The organism is Paenibacillus sp. YAF4_2 (assembly GCF_052113225.1).
GTDB lineage: Bacteria > Bacillota > Bacilli > Paenibacillales > Paenibacillaceae > Pristimantibacillus.
Map to the genome: position 1 here is coordinate 625499 of NZ_JBFRCT010000002.1, position 17674 is coordinate 643172.

Genomic DNA, 17674 nt, shown 5'->3' on the forward strand with positions numbered 1-17674 from the left:
TCGGTCTCTGGGGGCTCGAGGTTGGCTCGCCAGGCTCGTGGCACGCTCGGGGGAAGGGGTAACGTGCTTTCGGCCGCTGTTGTCTATCCATTGCCTCAATTAGAATTGGGTTAAGGTAGGCAATGGATAGACAAAGGCGGACGCTCCGCTCCTCAAGCACGTTACCCCTAATCCTCTCGCGAGCCTTGGGCCACGTTGCACTGGCCCAAAAGACCAAAAGACCAAAAGACCAAAACCAAAGAAAAAGACAAAAAACAAAAAAATTCACACCCAAAAAGGCAGCACCGTTAGCGCTATAACGGTGCTGCCTTTTTGGTTTATGTAAGTGGGCGATAGGCAAGTGTCTTTGGCTGGCAAGTATCATTAGTGGGTATCTATCAACGATTGATAGGAGATGGTTTTCATAGAGTAGGGGTTATAGACCAGTGCGAGCTAATTGCCTTGTACATATAAATACTGTATATCGTTCATTTAATAGCCATGAGAAGGAGGAATCTATGAAAATGGTAATTCGGACATCAGGATTCATATCATTAATGATATTAAAATGAAAGAGTAGTGAGTGAGTTTAGCATGAAAAGAGGCTAGAACATGCAGGATTTAATGGCGATCATCACAATTTGCACCTTTTTTCTTACGATTGGGTTCATATTTTGGAAACCAAATATTAATGAGGCAATACCCGCATCTATTGGTGCATTCATCGTACTCTTAACAGGTACCGTTTCATTGAGTAATTTGGGAGCTATTACAGAAACCATCAGCGGGGCTGCTATTACCATTATAGCAACGATCGTAATGGCGATTGTACTCGAAAGCTTTGGCTTCTTTAAGTGGGCTGCCGAAATCTTATTAAGAAAAGCCCGGGGATCTGGGATAAGGTTATTCTGGCTAACCAATTTATTTTGTTTTCTAATGACGCTCTTCGTTAACAATGATGGAAGTATTTTAATAACAACCCCTATTTTATTAATGCTGCTTAGAAGTATGGGACTAAAAAATCATCAAAAGATTCCTTATTTACTCTCAGGCGCACTAATAGCAACAGCTTCCAGCGCTCCCATCGGAGTAAGCAATATCGTAAACTTAATTGCACTTAAAATCGTTCATATGGATCTCTATATGCATACAGCAATGATGTTCGTCCCTGCATCGCTTGGACTAGTGGTAATGGCTCTGCTCCTGTTCGCGCTCTTCTACCGGACACTACCGAAGAAGCTCCCGCAAATCGCGCAATGGAGCTTAACACCGGGAGGTCATCCGCTTAAAGGGGAAATACCCAAAGTAAGAAGCACGAAATTCATGCGGAATGTATTGATTTTCGTTTTTTGTGTGCGAGTTAGCTTATTTGTAGCCTCCTATATCCACTTCCCCGTTTCTCTGATGGCTGTCATCGGATCCGCGTTCCTGTTAACCTGGCGTTGGATTTTCTTGAAGATTCCTCCTGTTGATATGATCAAGAAGACACCATGGTATATACTCATTTTTGCTTTCGGTATGTATGTGATCATTTATGGTCTTCGTAACCTTGGACTTACAGAGTGGCTTATTCACTTCCTACAGCCGCTTATCGCCGGAAGTTTACTGCATGCCAGCGTGCTGATGGGACTGCTTCTGAGTATATTATCTAACTTATTTAACAATCACCCTGCTCTGATGGTTGGTACGCTGGCGTTAACGAATATGGGACTAGATCCAATTACGTTGAAAATTGCCTATCTGGCGAGTGTTATTGGCAGCGATATCGGTTCACTTCTGCTTCCAATTGGTACACTTGCAACTATCATGTGGATGCACATTATTAGAAAAGACGGAGTGAAAATGAGCTGGAGTAATTACTTGAAGGTTACTGTGCTCGTCATTCCAATTACGGTGATCGTATCTTTGGTCTTATTGAGTTTATGGGTATCTTGGTTGTTCTAAAAAGAAAATGTAAAGCGGATATACATGCAAAAGGAGGGCTTATCTTGAATGAGTTTACACCCTATCTATCGGAAAAAGTGGTCGTAGAAATATCCGGGAATCGCCCCAAACACGGGAAGTTGATCGAGGCTGGGACAGATTTGTTAGTCCTTCTACATCAGCAGCGTTACTACTACATCCCAATAACCCATCTGCATAGTCTCAAAGCGGACTTAAGGGCTGGGAGTGATGATGATAAAGATATAAATTTGACACCATTCATTAAGCAAGAAGAACAAATTTCGTTAGAAAAAATTTTACAGAATGCAAAAGGTTTATTCGTTGAAATATCCGTCTGTGGCAATAAACCCATTCATGGGTATTTAAATGAAGTGATGACGGACTATTTGATTTTACATTCTCCTATCTACAATACCATTTATATTGCCCTTGATCATTTGAAATGGTTAATCCCTTATCCTAGCTCTTATGCACCGTTCGCACTAACCGCAGAATCAGTCATGGTTAATGTTAGAACTAATACGTTTGCAGAACTGTTTCAAGCAGAAAAGGGGAATAAGGTTGCTATCGATTGGAGTAGTCCATCAGAACGACTAGGTGTAATCAAATGTATGAGCAATAATATTGTTGAATTAATCGAGATTGACGGAAGCAGCGCATTACTTCACCTTGCTCATATTCATACGCTGTATGTGCCGAGGTAGAGTAATAGTATGTATGGAGTTTGGTGGAAGAGGATATTGATGCAAAATCGGTTGGTCCTACAACAAAGAAAAAAGACCTTCGGGAAGGAAGGTCATGGTAAGCACATCATCAGTTTATGAGTGAGACAGTTTATAAGCGTGGGTATTTTGCATCGTGAAAGCCCGGTGAAGCTAAATCGGGCTTTCAATCACAGGTAGAATTGCTATGATGGTAAAAGAGCATTCATTAATGAGAGGTGTAATAGCATGAGAACCATGTTCCGTTACAATTGGTTGGTCAGGGAAGAATGGTATCAGTGGTGTGAAAATGTGCCTGAAGAGGAACTGCTGCGGATCCGGACAGGTGGAGTAGGGGGGATTCTACATACGTTGTTCCATATCGCAGATGTAGAGTGGAGCTGGATACGCGCTTTGCAGGGCAAACCAGATTTTCAGGAAAGCTTTGAGGATTATAGAAGTTTAGAGAAGGTTCGCAGGCTTGATGCAACTTTTCGCCAAGAAGTTGAAGAGTTTTTACAGTCTTGGGAAGCGAATATGGATACCTTGCCGTTTTACGATTCGCAAAAGGACGGGGAATTTTCCGGTTATTCTTGGGGAGAAGTCATGCGTCATGTGATCGCACATGAAATTCATCATATAGGCCAACTATCGGTCTGGGCGAGAGAAATCGGAAGAAAGCCTGTATCCGCGAATCTTATTGGCAAAGGTCTTATAAAGCCTAGTATAAACAACAGGGATTAACTTTATTGTGAAGAAGTGACCCAAAACATAAAAACGCCGAACATCATTTGATGTTCGGCGTTTATCTTATTAGAACAACGAAATTTCTTTCGCTGTGTTCATTTCAGGCAGGTTAGTCAGTTGCTCGAGGATTTCTTTGCCTGCGTTCTTGTCGACAGTCAGAACCATGATTGCAGAACCGCCAACCAGTTGGCGACCTACTTGCATCGTAGCGATGTTCACGTCGTTGTTGCCAAGAAGTGTACCTACGCGGCCGATGATGCCCGGTTTGTCATTATGCGAGATCAGAATCAAGTTACCCTCAGGAGTAACGTCAACAGGGAACTTATCGATTTGTACAACGCGCTCACCGTAACCAGTAAGCAGTGTACCTGCTACGATACGTTCTTCCTTCTTCGTACGAAGCGATACCGTTACCAGGTTCGTGAAGTCTTTGGAAGCCTGCGATTTTTGCTGTACGATGTTCAGGTCACGCACTTTTGCAAGGTGCATCGAGTTAACAACGTTAACTTGGTCAGAACCAAGATGATGCGACAGAACGCCTTTTACAATGTAGCGAGTCAGCGGCTGAGTATCAACCTCTGCAAGCTCACCGGAGTAACGAACTGTAATTTCTTGAACGGCACCTTCCGTAATTTGTGCAACCAGGCTGCCGAGCTTTTCGCCCAGTACGTAGTATGGCTGCAGCTTGCTTTGCAGATTAGCCGGAATAGGAGGCATATTAACCGCATTGCTGAACGGCTCATTGCGCAGAATGTGCAATACTTGCTCCGATACGTCAATCGCAACGTTCTCTTGTGCTTCAACAGTCGATGCGCCAAGATGTGGAGTTACGATGATTTTCGGGTTTGTCAGGAAAGGATGATCTTCAGCCGGCGGCTCAACTTCGAATACGTCAAATGCTGCACCAGCAACGATACCAGCTTCAACGGCTTCAACAAGAGCAAGCTCATCGATAATACCACCTCGTGCACAGTTAACGATACGCATACCAGGCTTCATCACTTCGAATTGCTTTTTGCCGATCATATGACGAGTCTCAGGAGTCAGAGGAGTGTGAACAGTCATAAAGTCTGCGTTACGAACGATCTCGTCTACAGTAGCCAGCTTTATGCCAAGCTTCTCTGCACGCTCTTCCGTCATGAACGGGTCATAACCCATAATTTCCATACCAAATGCTTTCGCACGTTTTGCTACTTCGCTGCCGATACGGCCCATGCCAAGTACACCAAGCGTTTTGTTACGAAGTTCAACACCAAGGAACGATTTACGATCCCATACGCCGCCTACTGTTTTCAGGTAAGCTTGCGGAATGTGACGGGCAACTGCCATCATCATGGCAAAAGTATGCTCACAAGTTGTAATCGTATTACCATCTGGTGCATTAATAACGATGATCCCACGTTGTGTTGCCGCTTCAAGATCGATATTGTCTACGCCTACGCCTGCACGGCCTACAACTTTCAGTTGTTTGCCAGCTTCCATAATACGCGGTGTAACGCGCGTTTGGCTGCGCACGAGCAGGGCATCGTATTCACCAATAATGCTCACCAATTCGTCTTCGCTAAGTCCAGGCTTTTTGTCGACTGCTACATCTTGCGCGTCTACAAGCTGTTGGATGCCCAGATCACTGATCGGATCCGATACTAACACTTTAAACATATGTAGATTGCCTCCTAAAATTTTTGTGAAGTGCCGACATACCAGGCAAAACTATATGTTTGCTCGATATGTCGGCACTTCACGCCTATTTGATGATCTTATAGATGGATGCTAAAACAAAAAACCTCGTCTCGGCACAGAAACAAAGCGAGCCGGACGAGAAGATCGTCTTTTTCTTCGGAATGAAACGCGCTCTGCAAAACCGGTTCACCTAGCGGCAAACGTGGATGTCTGTTGTTGTCCTTGGTGTGTGAAAAATTGCACGCTTTATTATATAACGTAATGGTTTAAAAGCGACAGGGACAACCGTTCTTATTTTATAGCAATGTGGTGGACAATTGCAATGTGTAAACTTGATCAAATGTGAAATTTTCGTTATGATTCAACCAATACAAGAGATATTTTTGAGGTTAGGGGAGAGACAGCTATGAGCGAATGGAATGAATTTGAACCTGAATCGTTGCTGAAGCTGCTTAAAGAGGGGCAGCTTGAAGCGGAGCAGGTTATTGACGTGCGTGAACAGCAGGAGTGGGACTATTATCATTTGGAATCATCCATTTTACTTCCCATGAATACAATCCCATACAGTCTCGGAACCATTTCGGATGACAAACCGTTATATATTGTATGCGCGCATGGGGTGCGCAGTGCGGCCGTTTGCAATTATTTAGAAGAACAAGGCTACAGCAGCCTCCACAATGTTACCGGAGGAATGGCTGCTATAGCCTCGTTACAAGGATTTCAATACGATTAAGTTCTGACTTAAGAGAAGAATGGAAGCTGGGGCAGGAGCTCCTGCTTGTACAATTTCGTACGGTTCGTTATAAAATCTCCGCTGCGCACAGCTTCGGTCTCAATCAGCAAATCAGCAATCGCTGAGATGGATTTCAGATTCATCTTCGAAGGCTGACCAGAAGCGATAAAGTCATCGATCCGGCTCGTTAGATCCTGCGGATAAAATATAGTGAGCTGCTTGCGGGCAGCAAGCTGATCGGCTATAAGTTTGTTTTTGACGATTAACGGAAGGCTTGACCATTTCTTGATTTCGATGACCTTCGGCATTTTATATTCGGAAGGGATGTTAGGTTCAACGGTTGCTCCCCATTTCAACATGGCTGAGTAATACGATTGTTGAGCCGCAAGCGATTGCTGGACGGCAGTCAGAAAAGATTGCTCCTGCTCAATTGTGCTTTGCACTTTAGAGGCATCTGTTGATTTCACGACAGCCGCCGCTGCTTTCGCTGCCTGCTCGAATTGCTCCAAGCTTCTGATGAAGTTCGATTGTGCATCGCCAAGAAGTGGTGATTTCTGCATATCAAACGATGATGCTTCTGATTTTTGCGAATGCGCCAGATCCGCTAGATCTTTCAATCTGCTTGACGCGTTGCTGGACTGACCTTGAGCAAAGTCATTCATCGCATCGTACCATTCGGTTAGAAATTCACGGTAAGGCAAAAATACGGTATGATAAAATGAGACAAGATCCTGCTGCTGATAGGGAGTGTTGTTCTCAACTGCTGCAGATTTTAATTCCTTCATTTCGTACTTGGTTTCCGTTTTGGACGTTCCGATCTTTACGCCGTAGAAGAATGCGCCTACTGCGCAGACGAGCATAAAGACAAACCCCAAGCTAAATATCATTGCGGAACGAGATAAACGTTTCTCCATCACAAATCTCCTTCTATGTATTAGATTATGCCGTCGGTTTTGTGCCCTATCAGTATAGGTGAAATGATCATAAAAGGAAATATGACCTTCTAGACAGGCGGGAAGCTATGAAAAAATTCGATCTCCGTAATATCCGCGTGCGTCAGTTGTCAGTCGATGAGCTCGACGACCGCATGCTGCTTGTAAATCTTTACGTAACACAAGCGATTACTATTATTATCGGTTTGATATGGGCATTATTTCAGCGTTCCAATCCATTTCAATTATTACAAATTCCAAATAACCTTAATTTCCTATGGTGGGGGCTAGGCTTAGGGGCAGCAGTTATTGTTGTAGATCTGCTCATTTCAAGATGGGTTCCTGAGGAAGCGACGGACGATGGTGGAATCAATGAACGTATCTTCCGTTTGCGACCAGTATGGCATATTGCTGTTATTTCTCTGGTCGTTGCCATATGTGAAGAAGTGTTATTCCGGGGGGCTGTACAGCATTCATTTGGTCCCTATTGGACAAGTATTATTTTCGCTGCGATTCATGTCCGTTATCTAAAACATTGGATTCCTACTGGTCTTGTCTTCTCCATTAGTTATGGGTTAGGCTGGATTTACGTGGAATCAGGCACATTATGGGCACCAATTCTTGCACACTTTGTTGTTGACTTTATAATGGGTCTTATTATTCGATTCAGGAGGGAGCATACAGAGCAGTGATGAGCAGAGTGGAGAAATTCGGTAGCTCAAGAGGCAAAGGACATCAGGAACAGGCGGCAGCTCTTGCGCCTCGCAACGCGACCGACACGAATGCAGAGGCGCTGCCGCCTAGACGCAAGAAACACCCTTCAAGTGTTCAAAAAGTTACCAAATGGTATTATAATGCGTTATTCCTGTTGTTCGTTTGTTTAGTGGCAGGGCTTTTCTGGTATGGCATCCGATTTACAGATTAACCTTGATCGTTTCAGGATCTATAAAGGTATAACCTTTCTCCTCCAGTTTTGTAAGGAGATCGTCTAAAGCCGAAGCTGTCCATTTTAATTCATGCATCAATATATTCGCCCCTGGGTGGAGCTGATCCAGTACATTGGTGACCACTTTATCCGGGTCTCCAGGCGATTTCTGTTCCCAGTCCAGAGAACCATTCGACCACGTCATGTATAACATGCCGTGGTTTTTTGCGATTTCTTTTACTATGTCACCACCGGAACCGTAAGGAGGACGGAAAAAGTGCGGCTCCTTACCGATAATGGATTTGACTTCGGATTGAACATCAGCCAATTGTGATTCAATTTTAGATTTATCTTCTTTCTTCAGATCGATATGGTCCCAGGAATGATTGCCAATCGTTTGACCGCGTTCATTGATTTTCTTCAATAATTCAGGATGCTGCTTGACTCTGTAACCGTTTACGAAAAAGATCGCTTTTGCATTATGTTTATCAAGTGTATCAAGCAGGCTCACGATTACTTCTTCATTATGGGGAGCATCATCAAATGTCAACAGTACTGCCTTCTTAGTCGTAGCTGTTTCATCTATTGGAACGAACCGGTAGACGCTAGTCATTTTATACAGTGGTGCCATCAATTCAGGAGACGGGCTTGGTGTAGGCTGTGCAGTTTGAATTGGTTCGGAAGTGACTTTAGGAGCAACTGTTGTTTGCACGTCAGTTGAAGCTGCTGATGGTTCCGGAGTTAATTCCACAGTTGTTGTCTTTGAAGGAGAACTGCAGGAAGACAAAATTGCAGTAATGGCAAGTACAGCATAGATTTTTCTCAAATGTGCTTTCGTCATCGAATCTCCGCCTTGTTGTCGTTTGTTGGATCACTTGGTAAATACTATTCCAATCTTAGCATAGGATTAAGCTTAATGTCCGTTTCCTTTATTTGAGGAGAATGTATGAGCTCTTAAGGGAGAAAATAATTGTTGCAACGATCCCCGAAGGAGGTTACTTAAATCATGAGAATCGGCGGGTTTATGTTAGGTGCAGTCGCCGGGATAGCAGCTGCGGTATACGTGTCGCGCAAAAGACCCGGTATGGCAGCGTGGGCATCCAGCTCGCTTGCAGGTGCGTGTTCATCCATTGGTAAAAGTGCTGCATCGATGATGATGAAACGAGGAATGAAGATGACGATGTCGGCTTCATCAATAGCCCCAAAGCATTCAGACGATACCGCCGTAAAGCAAGGAGGAGGCTGGGAGCAGGTTGAGCACTTAATCAACAGTGAACCCGGGCTAAAAGAGCAGGCAAATGAGATCATGGCGGAATCGTCTTCCAAACCGCATTAATGAAGTAGTTCATGGAATCGCTTGATGTCCGCGCCTTCTTTTGCGCGGCTCAAACGATTCTTTTTTTGCCTAATTTAGGTGCAATCCGAGGACAGACATGATAAAGTATTTACATAGTACGATTTGATCATTTTGATCACATCCTGCAAATAATTTCATACGCTATATACAACAGATGCTGCAGAGGAGGATCCTGTCATGAAAATCGAACGGCTTAGTCAGGACAAGATACGGATTTTCCTGACGTTCGACGACCTGCTCGAGCGGGGGATCCAGAAGGAAGACATGTGGCGCGAAATTCCCAAAGTACACGATCTATTCAGTGAAATGATGGAACAAGCATACAGTGAACTTGGGTTCGATGCCAGCGGCCCTCTTGCGGTCGAAGTGTTTGCCCTCCCCGCCCAAGGAATGGTGGTGATCGTCACCCGTGGTAAGATGAACGGTGTATCCGATGAGCGGGCAACCGACGATGAAGACACGGAAGACGAGATATACGAAATGGAAGTTACAATGGAGCAGAGCGATATCGTCATGTACTCCTTTCGAGATTTTGAGGATGTCATTAATGTCTGCAAACAGCTGCAAGCGGCCTCTTTGACGGAAGATGGGAGATTATTCTCCTACAACGGCAGATATATTTTAGCGCTTGAGCCTGCTCTAATTGAGACATCGCGTCATAACGCAGTTATAGCGCTGCTTGCTGAATATGGAGAAGCGACATCCGTCACTTACGCCATGCTTGAGGAGTACGGTAAAGTAATTATGCCCTCTCAAGCTGTGCGGGAAATTTGCACTCATTTCTATAATTGAGAAGCACATGGGATAGAGCATCGGCAGACAATTAATTGTCTGCATGATGCTCTTCTTGCATGTATTGGGGTACTTTTGGAATATCGTGATGTATACACGCTCATATTACAAGTAGACAAAGGCGGGTGAACGTAATTATGGCGGATGCAAATACACATGATGTTCTCAAATCTACTCAGGTTGTGATTGAAGAAGCCCTATTGAAGCTTGGCTACAAAGAAGATATGATTGATCTCTTGAAGGAACCGATGCGCGTTCTAACGGTGCGGATACCAGTTAAGATGGATACCGGCATAACCAAAGTTTTTAAGGGTTACCGTGCACAGCATAATGATGCTGTAGGACCAACGAAGGGCGGAGTGCGGTTCCATCCTGATGTTACGGAGCTAGAGGTAAAAGCATTATCGATCTGGATGAGTCTCAAATGCGGGATTGCCGATTTGCCATACGGTGGAGGCAAAGGCGGCGTGATCTGCGACCCAAGAAAGATGTCTTTCGGAGAACTCGAACGGCTTAGCCGCGGATATGTACGTGCCGTCAGCCAAATTGTCGGTCCAACGAAAGATATACCGGCCCCAGATGTGATGACGAACTCACAAATTATGGCCTGGATGCTGGATGAATACAGCCGGATAAGAGAATTTGATTCACCTGGTTTTATTACCGGCAAGCCGATTGTACTTGGCGGCTCCAGAGGCCGCGAGACTGCCACAGCTCGTGGTGTGGTCATTATGATTCATGAGGCACTCGCATTAAGAGGTATTGAACTGAATAAGGCAAGAATTGTCATTCAGGGCTTCGGCAATGCTGGAAGTTATCTTGCCAAATTCATGCATGAGGCCGGTGCGAGAGTAATTGGTATATCCGATGTGAACGGAGCGTTGTATAATGAAGATGGATTAGACATTCCTTACTTGCTCGATCGGCGTGATTCCTTCGGCAATGTAACGAATCTTTTCCCTCAGACCATTTCGAATACCGATCTGCTTGAGCTCGATTGCGATGTACTTGTTCCGGCTGCAATTGAGAATCAGATTACAGAAGAGAATGCTCCTCGCATTAAAGCGACGATTGTTGTAGAAGCAGCGAATGGTCCTACCACGCTCGAAGCGACAAGGATACTAACAGAACGCGGTATTCTTCTGGTGCCCGATGTTCTCGCAAGTGCCGGAGGCGTTATTGTTTCGTATTTCGAGTGGGTCCAGAATAATCAAGGCTTCTACTGGGATGAACAAGAAGTAGATGATCGGCTGCGTGTCATGATGATTCGCGGCTTTAACCAAGTATATGAAATACACAAATCTCGAAATGTAAACATGCGGTTAGCTGCCTATATGGCTGGCGTTCGCAAAATGGCAGAGGCGGTGCGTTTTCGCGGCTGGGTATAACTGGCTCGGCACGCCGGATGCCTGGGAGGTGAAACATCGAATTGCTATTGTTCTCAGTGCTGACTGCTGCGGTTGCCCCTGGTGTATCGCTGCTTACCTATTTATATTTGAAGGACCGTTATGATGCAGAGCCGATTCATATGGTCGTTCGTATGTTTCTGCTCGGTGTCCTTATAGTTGTGCCGATTGTTGTGATCCAACATGGCCTGCAGCTATGGCTTGGAGATCACCCAGTATTGTTTTCGTTTGTGGAATCCGCAGGAATAGAGGAATTTGTAAAGTGGTTCGTCCTCTACCACATGATCTATAATCATACCGAGTTCGATGAGCCTTATGACGGTATCGTTTATGCGGCATCGATCTCGCTTGGCTTTGCGACATTGGAGAACGTATTGTATGCGATCTACTCGCCGGCTACCTACGGCACACTGCTTATGCGTGCATTATTGCCAGTGTCCGGACATGCGCTGTTTGGTGTCATGATGGGTTATTATGTGGGCAAAGCGAAGTTCGCCACAGCTTCAAAGCGGAATATTTATTTGGGTATTTCGCTTGCACTGCCGCTGCTCTTGCACGGTACGTATGACTATATTATGATTTCGTTCAAGACGAACTGGATTTACGTCATTATTCCTTTCATGGTCGCTCTGTGGGTATGGGGCCTCCGTAAAATGCATCGTGCCAATTCGAGGTCGCCATTCCGCTTCCTTAGCAGGGAAGATGAGATTAAACTTTAAGGCTTTCGTCCATACTGATATGTAATAATTGGATATTGATGGAGGCATGAATGGAACCAAGGGTAAAGGTAACGATTCGATGCAATGTATGCGGAGAGAAGTTTGTCCTGCGCGGCAAACGTGAGAAAGGTATGATTGATACCGGCTTCAAACAATGTATCTGCAATAACATCAATGATTTGGATATTGAAGAACACAGCATTTGACACAGATGCATAAAGCTCCCTTCTGCAAACCAAACTAACGCTAGGTTTGGTAGAAGAAAGGAGCTTTTTTGTTATGTATAAACGGCTAAGTGCGGTGCTGTTTCCCATTATGACCCTATTCTTAATTGGTTCAGTGTATTGGGGCTATCAAGAGCATCAGGAGAAAAATTCGATTCTTATTAAGGCGGAGAATCAGTACCAGCGTGCCTTTCATGATTTAACCTATCATGTTGAGCAGCTGCATCAGCAGCTCGGTAATACGCTGGCGGTTAACTCCACATCTCAAAGCTACCACCGCAAAGGGCTTGTTAATGTGTGGCGCCTCACAAGTGAAGCGCAGAACGAGATTAACCAGCTTCCTTTAACGATGCTGCCGTTTAATGAAGCAGAAGACTTTTTATCGCGGATCGCGAATTTTGCTTACAAAACGTCGGTTCGTGATTTGTCCAAGCAACCCTTATCTCCGGATGAATTCAAAACGCTAAAAACGTTATATGCCAACTCCGAAGATATCTCGAAAAATCTATCTGCGATGCAGGAGAAGGTGCTAAGCGATCATCTGCGCTGGATGGACGTAGAAGTGGCGCTTGCCAAACAAAACTCTCCGAATGACAATACAATCATCGACGGCTTCAAGACGGTGGACAAAAAAGTAAGCGAATATCCAGAAATTAACTGGGGTCCATCGGTTGCGAGCATGTATCAGAAGCGTTCAATTAATATGTTAAGCGGTAAAATGGTAACAGCTGATGATATCAAAAAGCATGTTAAGGAATTTATGGGCACGGAGCCTAAAGAAATCCGTGTGGTAGAGAACGGCAAGGGGACCGAATATTCCTCTTACTCTGCTTCTGTAACCGATCCGAAATCAGGCCAGAAGCTGCAGATGGACTATACACAAAAAGGCGGCAAGCTGATCTGGTTCATGGATTCCCGTGATATTGGCGAGAAGAAAATTAATCAGGACAATGCGCAGGCAGCAGCTGAAAAATTCCTGGGCGATCATGGCTTTAAAGGAATGCGGGCTGTAAGCTATAACATGTTCGAGAATACAGGCGCCTTTACTTTCGTAAGCACGCAGAATGGCGTATTGATTTATCCAGAAAAAGTGACTGTCAAAGTTGCCCTTGATAATGGTGAAGCAGTTGGTCTTCAAGCAAATGATTATGTCTATGAGCATCATGAACGCAGCTTGCCTAAAGCGAAGCTGACGAAAGCAGAAGCGCGAAAAGCGCTTAATCCGGAATTTAAAGTAGCCAATGACCAGATGGCACTCATCTTAAATGAGATGGGTGAGGAAACACTTTGTTATGAGTTCACCGGTCGGGTGAATGGCAGTGATTACCGAATCTATATCAATTCGGAGACCGGTGTCGAAGAATCGATCGAAGAGCTGTCACCACTCGACAAACGGACAAGTTCCGGCAAATAACGATATGGCTCCCCTCAAATTGACGTGTTATAATAAACACCAATATGGGAGGGGAGCCAATTGTTGCCTAGAGTAAACCAAATGTTGTTTTTCGAGATCGCTTCTGCTGACGAAGAAGAGGCAGCTGCCCAGTACAAAGCTAGAATTGCTGACGAGCTGGAAGATGGTCTGTTAATTGAAAATCCAATAAATTTGACGACCAGCCGTATGAAACGGCTTTTCTTAGGGGACGAGCTGTCGATTTACTACTTATCAGAAGATGGGATTAAACATTATTTCGATTCGCATGTAATTGGCTTTCGTGATGATGTTGTAAAGATGATAAAGATTCGCAAGCCTGATCCGGATCGGATTACGAAGGTGCAGCGCAGGCATTTCCTGCGGGTTGCCGCAGATCTTGAAATCGCGATTAATTTATCCGGCAATATCCGTTTTGTTACTGTAACGGATGATGTAGGTGGTGGAGGCATTTCCTATATTTGCGATAGCAAGTGGCCGGTTAAGCCTGGAATGGAGATGGACTGCTGGCTGCTTATTCCATACAAGAACGGCACTATTGAGCATTCCTCATTTAAGGCAGAGGTTGTCAGAGTTGTGGATCTCGTAACAGGCCGCAAGCAAGTCATGAGTAAATTTATAGCCATCAGCGACAGTGAACGGCAGAAAATAATTAGATATTGCTTCGAAAGACAACTGGAATTCCGCGGCAGATAATGACTGTATAAGAAGCAGGCGACCTTGGCATCCTATCGGTGAAATAGCAAAAAAAGGAAGAGCTGCCCATGCGGATTACAGAAGATGAAGAGCAGTTAAAACAACAGATCGATATGGTCTCCAGACGTTTGGCCTGGATCGCCGTTGTATTAATAGCAGGTGTTATAGGAGCGCAGCTTCTGCTTCAAAATGACATGCTTCGACACTTATTGACGGCTGTTGACCGCTGGGAAGGTACAGCCTATCGATAGGCTGTTTAGGCGCTGTAACGGCGTCTTTGGGCGGTTTCCGTTTTTGCATCTGTATTTATTGTGTGGTATAATTTTCACGATGCAGGCGGTGCCTGCTTTTTTCTTGGATTCTAAGATTTTCTTGGTTTTAATAAGGCTAAGAATTTATAAGTTTGATTTTATAAATAACGCTTAGAATTCATTGGAATGAAACGCGCCCCGCTATCAGATAACAGCGAAGCCGTTTCACCTTGAAGTATAACTTATACATATTTCTGGTTATATTTCATTGTTTATGGACCGCTAGAACGGGCCAAGCCGCTAATGCTTGAGAGGCAGATGCTCGCAACAACATCAGCATTCGGCCAGCCATTTAACTAAGTTTAGGCTTTCGACGCAAGAATCATCACGAACAGCCTAAATTAGGCTGCTTGTGTTTTAATTCTTTTGAGGAGGTAGGATGTTGGTGATGCAGCAAGACGGTGACAGCGACCGGATTAACATTGCGATTGATGGTCCTGCCGGTGCAGGCAAGAGTACGGTCGCGCGCAAGGTTGCCGAACAGCTAGATTACATTTATATTGATACAGGAGCAATGTATCGAGCCGTTACACTTAGTGCCCAGAGGGCAGCTATTGTACCTCAGGACAGAGAGAAGCTTTCCGCACTAGTGAAGACGCTGGACATTAAGCTGGCGCCGAGTGAAAGCGGTCAAGCCGTATTTCTAAATGGCGAGAATGTAACAAATCTCATCCGTTCTCGTGAGGTAACCCTTGCGGTTTCGCATATCGCTGCGAATGAAACTGTCAGAGAACTGCTGGGCAAGCTGCAGCGGCAATTAGCAGAACGCAAAGGTGTAGTCATGGATGGCCGGGACATCGGTTCCCATGTACTGCCGAACGCAGAACTTAAAATTTTTCTAACCGCATCCGTACAAGAACGTGCTCTTCGCCGTTATAAGGAAGTGTCGGATACACAATCGATCTCCTTGGAGCAGCTTGAGCAAGAAATCGCGGAACGCGATCGTTTGGATGAGCAGCGCGAGTTATCCCCGCTTATTTGTGCGAAGGATGCTATCGTGCTCGACAGCACGTCAATGTCAATCGATGAAGTTGCGGCAGCAATTGTGAAATTAAGCCGAACCAAATTGGCGGAGGCGAAGTAAACTAATGTTATATCGAATTTTTAGAGCATTGTTTAGTTTCCTGTATGGAATATTGTTCAGACTCGAAGTGACAGGGCTCGAGAACATCCCAAAAGATGGCTCCGTGATTCTGTGCTCGAACCATTTAAGCCTTCTGGACCCACCGGCTGTCGGAATAAGGGTACCTCGCAAGGTTCATTATATGGCCAAATCAGAGCTGTTCAAAATTCCAGTCTTTGGTCCATTGATCCGGGCTTGGGGCGCATTTCCTGTTAAGAGGGGTGTCGGCAAAGATGYGATCCGCTCTGCACTTAACCTTCTAGGTGAAGGGAAAGTAATGGGGATCTTCCCTGAGGGAACAAGGAACACGGACGGGACTGCTGCTAAGAAAGGCGCGGCTATGATTGCTTACCGCAGCGGTGCTACCATTATTCCTGTAGCGGTAGTGGGCAATTATAAGCTATTCCGTAAAGTGAGAGTATACTACGGCCAACCAGTTGATATTTCTGCTATTATTAATGAATCCTCTCCGGATAAGCTGGACCGTATTACGGATGCCATTATGTCTCGTATTTATGAGATGATTAAGAAGAACAAATAACAGTCGTTTTAAATACTGCTTTCTATATGTGAAAGTGGATTTAAATAAAGTGTGGGTAAGAATTGAGGAGGTTATTTCCATGTCAGAAGAAATCAATGTTCAAGACCAAGCAGCTATGGACAACTTTGTGTCCTTGAAAAAAGGCGATACTGTAAAAGGCACGATCGTCAAAATCGATGATAACCAAGCTTATGTAAGCCTTGGATATAAATATGACGGTGTCATCCCGGTTCGCGAACTTTCCGCGATTCAACTGGGCAACGCGAGCGAAGCTGTTCAAGTTGGCCAAGAAGTTGAACTGAAAGTGGTTAGCATTGACGACGAGAAAGAAAAACTCGTTCTGTCGAAACGCCTGATTGACGGCGAAAAAGCTTGGGACGGATTGCAATCCCGTTTCGAGAGCGGAGAAGTATTTGAAGTAGTTGTTGCTGACGTTGTAAAAGGCGGCCTTGTCGCTGACGTTGGCGTACGCGGCTTCATTCCAGCTTCGATGGTTGAGCGTCATTTCGTTGAAGACTTCAGCGATTACAAAGGCCGTACGCTCCGCGTTAAAGTAAAAGAAATCGACCGTGAGAACAACAAAGTGATCCTGTCTGCGAAAGAAGTACTGGACGCTGAGTTCGAACAAAACAAACAACAAGTGATCGCTGGTCTGCAAGTAGGAGCGCAGCTGGAAGGTACTGTACAACGCTTGACTCCATTTGGCGCATTCGTTGACATCGGCGGTATCGACGGTCTGGTTCACGTATCTGAGCTGTCGTGGCAGCATGTGGCTCATCCGAAAGATGTTGTTTCGGAAGGTCAAGCGGTTACGGTTAAAGTACTTAAAGTTGACCCAGCTGCTGGTAAAATCAGCCTGAGCTTGAAAGCTGCTCAACCAGGTCCTTGGGAATCGGCTGCAGGCCAATTCAATGTAGGCGATATCGTTACAGGTACTGTACGCCGCCTTGTAACATTTGGCGCTTTTGTTGAAATCGCACCAGGTGTTGAAGGTCTTGTACACATCTCGCAAATCGCTCACCACCACATCGCGACTCCTTTCGAAGTATTGAAAGAAGGCCAAGAAGTGCAAGCGAAAGTGCTCGATTTCAACTCTGCTGAGAAGCGTGTCAGCCTGAGCATTAAAGAAACACAAGAAGCGCCAGAGCAATCGGCTGCTGAACAGAAAGCACCTAAAGCAGGTGGCAGACCACAACGTGGCGAGCGTCCAGTTAAAGCAGAAGATTTGGGTAACAACCCGAATGTCAGCTTGAACAGCTCGAGCATGAGCTATTCCCTGGCAGAACGTTTCGGCGATAAGCTGAGCAAATTGAAATAATTAATATCGTTGACTTTAAGAGGCTAATCCTGATTACAGGATTAGCCTCTTTTCTATGTTCAATTTGAAAAAATCGGGAATAGCCCCTTTTATTTGGAGCATAATAGGTCGACG

Annotated in this window: 20 protein-coding genes; 17 read left to right on the forward strand and 3 right to left on the reverse strand. The window is 44.9% G+C overall.

Annotated elements, in window-relative coordinates:
• Positions 1-591: 591 nt before the first annotated feature.
• From AB4Y93_RS06990 to AB4Y93_RS07000, 3 genes are all read left to right on the forward strand, one after another.
• Positions 592-1923, forward strand: coding sequence for an arsenic transporter (locus AB4Y93_RS06990; RefSeq protein WP_441890286.1), 1332 nt, complete (start codon positions 592-594; stop codon positions 1921-1923).
• A gap of 44 nt (positions 1924-1967) precedes the next feature.
• Positions 1968-2627, forward strand: a complete 660-nt coding sequence (locus tag AB4Y93_RS06995; RefSeq protein ID WP_441890288.1) for a hypothetical protein — start codon at positions 1968-1970, stop codon at positions 2625-2627.
• Between the two features lie 246 nt (positions 2628-2873).
• Positions 2874-3368, forward strand: coding sequence for a DinB family protein (locus AB4Y93_RS07000; RefSeq protein WP_441890290.1), 495 nt, complete (start codon positions 2874-2876; stop codon positions 3366-3368).
• A gap of 69 nt (positions 3369-3437) precedes the next feature.
• On the opposite strand, the gene serA is transcribed toward AB4Y93_RS07000, so the two are convergent.
• Positions 3438-5030 (reverse strand): phosphoglycerate dehydrogenase, encoded by a 1593-nt coding sequence (gene serA, locus AB4Y93_RS07005; RefSeq protein ID WP_441890292.1) that lies wholly within the window; start codon positions 5028-5030, stop codon positions 3438-3440.
• Positions 5031-5457: 427 nt separating this feature from the next.
• Between serA and AB4Y93_RS07010 the strand changes: the two genes are divergently transcribed.
• On the forward strand, positions 5458-5784 hold the full coding sequence (locus tag AB4Y93_RS07010; RefSeq protein ID WP_441890294.1) for a rhodanese-like domain-containing protein: 327 nt from the start codon (positions 5458-5460) through the stop codon (positions 5782-5784).
• Positions 5785-5792: 8 nt separating this feature from the next.
• Here the strand turns inward: AB4Y93_RS07010 and AB4Y93_RS07015 are convergent, their stop codons facing one another.
• Positions 5793-6698 carry a hypothetical protein gene (locus AB4Y93_RS07015; protein WP_441890296.1) on the reverse strand — a complete coding sequence of 302 codons (906 nt, stop codon included), beginning with the start codon at positions 6696-6698 and terminating at the stop codon, positions 5793-5795.
• Positions 6699-6805: 107 nt separating this feature from the next.
• Here AB4Y93_RS07015 and AB4Y93_RS07020 point away from each other — a divergent pair, with 107 nt between their 5' ends.
• Both AB4Y93_RS07020 and AB4Y93_RS07025 read left to right on the forward strand, forming a co-directional pair.
• Complete coding sequence (locus tag AB4Y93_RS07020) at positions 6806-7408, forward strand: CPBP family intramembrane glutamic endopeptidase (protein ID WP_441890298.1); 603 nt, start codon at positions 6806-6808, stop codon at positions 7406-7408.
• Entirely contained in the window at positions 7405-7641 is a 237-nt protein-coding gene (locus AB4Y93_RS07025; RefSeq protein WP_441890300.1) for a hypothetical protein, read from the forward strand. Before AB4Y93_RS07020 ends, AB4Y93_RS07025 begins: the two co-directional genes overlap by 4 nt.
• On the opposite strand, the gene AB4Y93_RS07030 is transcribed toward AB4Y93_RS07025, so the two are convergent.
• Positions 7631-8482, reverse strand: a complete 852-nt coding sequence (locus tag AB4Y93_RS07030; protein ID WP_441890302.1) for a polysaccharide deacetylase family protein — start codon at positions 8480-8482, stop codon at positions 7631-7633. The genes AB4Y93_RS07025 and AB4Y93_RS07030 overlap by 11 nt on opposite strands.
• 165 nt (positions 8483-8647) lie before the next feature.
• Here AB4Y93_RS07030 and AB4Y93_RS07035 point away from each other — a divergent pair, with 165 nt between their 5' ends.
• The 11 genes from AB4Y93_RS07035 (at position 8648) to rpsA (ending at position 17560) form a co-directional block, all read left to right on the forward strand.
• Positions 8648-8977 (forward strand): hypothetical protein, encoded by a 330-nt coding sequence (locus AB4Y93_RS07035; protein WP_441890304.1) that lies wholly within the window; start codon positions 8648-8650, stop codon positions 8975-8977.
• Between the two features lie 198 nt (positions 8978-9175).
• Entirely contained in the window at positions 9176-9790 is a 615-nt protein-coding gene (locus tag AB4Y93_RS07040; RefSeq protein WP_441890306.1) for a genetic competence negative regulator, read from the forward strand.
• 137 nt (positions 9791-9927) lie between these two features.
• The gene (locus tag AB4Y93_RS07045; RefSeq protein WP_441890307.1) at positions 9928-11178 is read left to right on the forward strand and encodes a Glu/Leu/Phe/Val family dehydrogenase; all 1251 of its coding nucleotides are present in this window, start codon (positions 9928-9930) and stop codon (positions 11176-11178) included.
• 41 nt (positions 11179-11219) lie between these two features.
• A complete protein-coding gene (prsW, locus tag AB4Y93_RS07050) occupies positions 11220-11915 on the forward strand; it encodes a glutamic-type intramembrane protease PrsW (protein ID WP_441890309.1) in 696 nt (231 codons plus the stop codon).
• Between the two features lie 50 nt (positions 11916-11965).
• Entirely contained in the window at positions 11966-12121 is a 156-nt protein-coding gene (locus AB4Y93_RS07055; protein WP_167272991.1) for a hypothetical protein, read from the forward strand.
• Between the two features lie 73 nt (positions 12122-12194).
• Entirely contained in the window at positions 12195-13553 is a 1359-nt protein-coding gene (ypeB, locus tag AB4Y93_RS07060; RefSeq protein WP_441890312.1) for a germination protein YpeB, read from the forward strand.
• A 60-nt stretch (positions 13554-13613) separates the two neighbouring features.
• A complete protein-coding gene (locus AB4Y93_RS07065) occupies positions 13614-14267 on the forward strand; it encodes a flagellar brake protein (RefSeq protein WP_441890314.1) in 654 nt (217 codons plus the stop codon).
• A 68-nt stretch (positions 14268-14335) separates the two neighbouring features.
• Positions 14336-14518 carry a hypothetical protein gene (locus AB4Y93_RS07070; RefSeq protein ID WP_441890316.1) on the forward strand — a complete coding sequence of 61 codons (183 nt, stop codon included), beginning with the start codon at positions 14336-14338 and terminating at the stop codon, positions 14516-14518.
• A gap of 439 nt (positions 14519-14957) precedes the next feature.
• Positions 14958-15662 (forward strand): (d)CMP kinase, encoded by a 705-nt coding sequence (gene cmk / locus AB4Y93_RS07075; RefSeq protein WP_441890318.1) that lies wholly within the window; start codon positions 14958-14960, stop codon positions 15660-15662.
• Between the two features lie 4 nt (positions 15663-15666).
• On the forward strand, positions 15667-16242 hold the full coding sequence (locus AB4Y93_RS07080; protein ID WP_441890321.1) for a lysophospholipid acyltransferase family protein: 576 nt from the start codon (positions 15667-15669) through the stop codon (positions 16240-16242).
• Positions 16243-16321: 79 nt separating this feature from the next.
• Positions 16322-17560, forward strand: coding sequence for a 30S ribosomal protein S1 (gene rpsA, locus AB4Y93_RS07085; RefSeq protein WP_441890323.1), 1239 nt, complete (start codon positions 16322-16324; stop codon positions 17558-17560).
• The last annotated feature ends 114 nt before the right edge of the window (positions 17561-17674 follow it).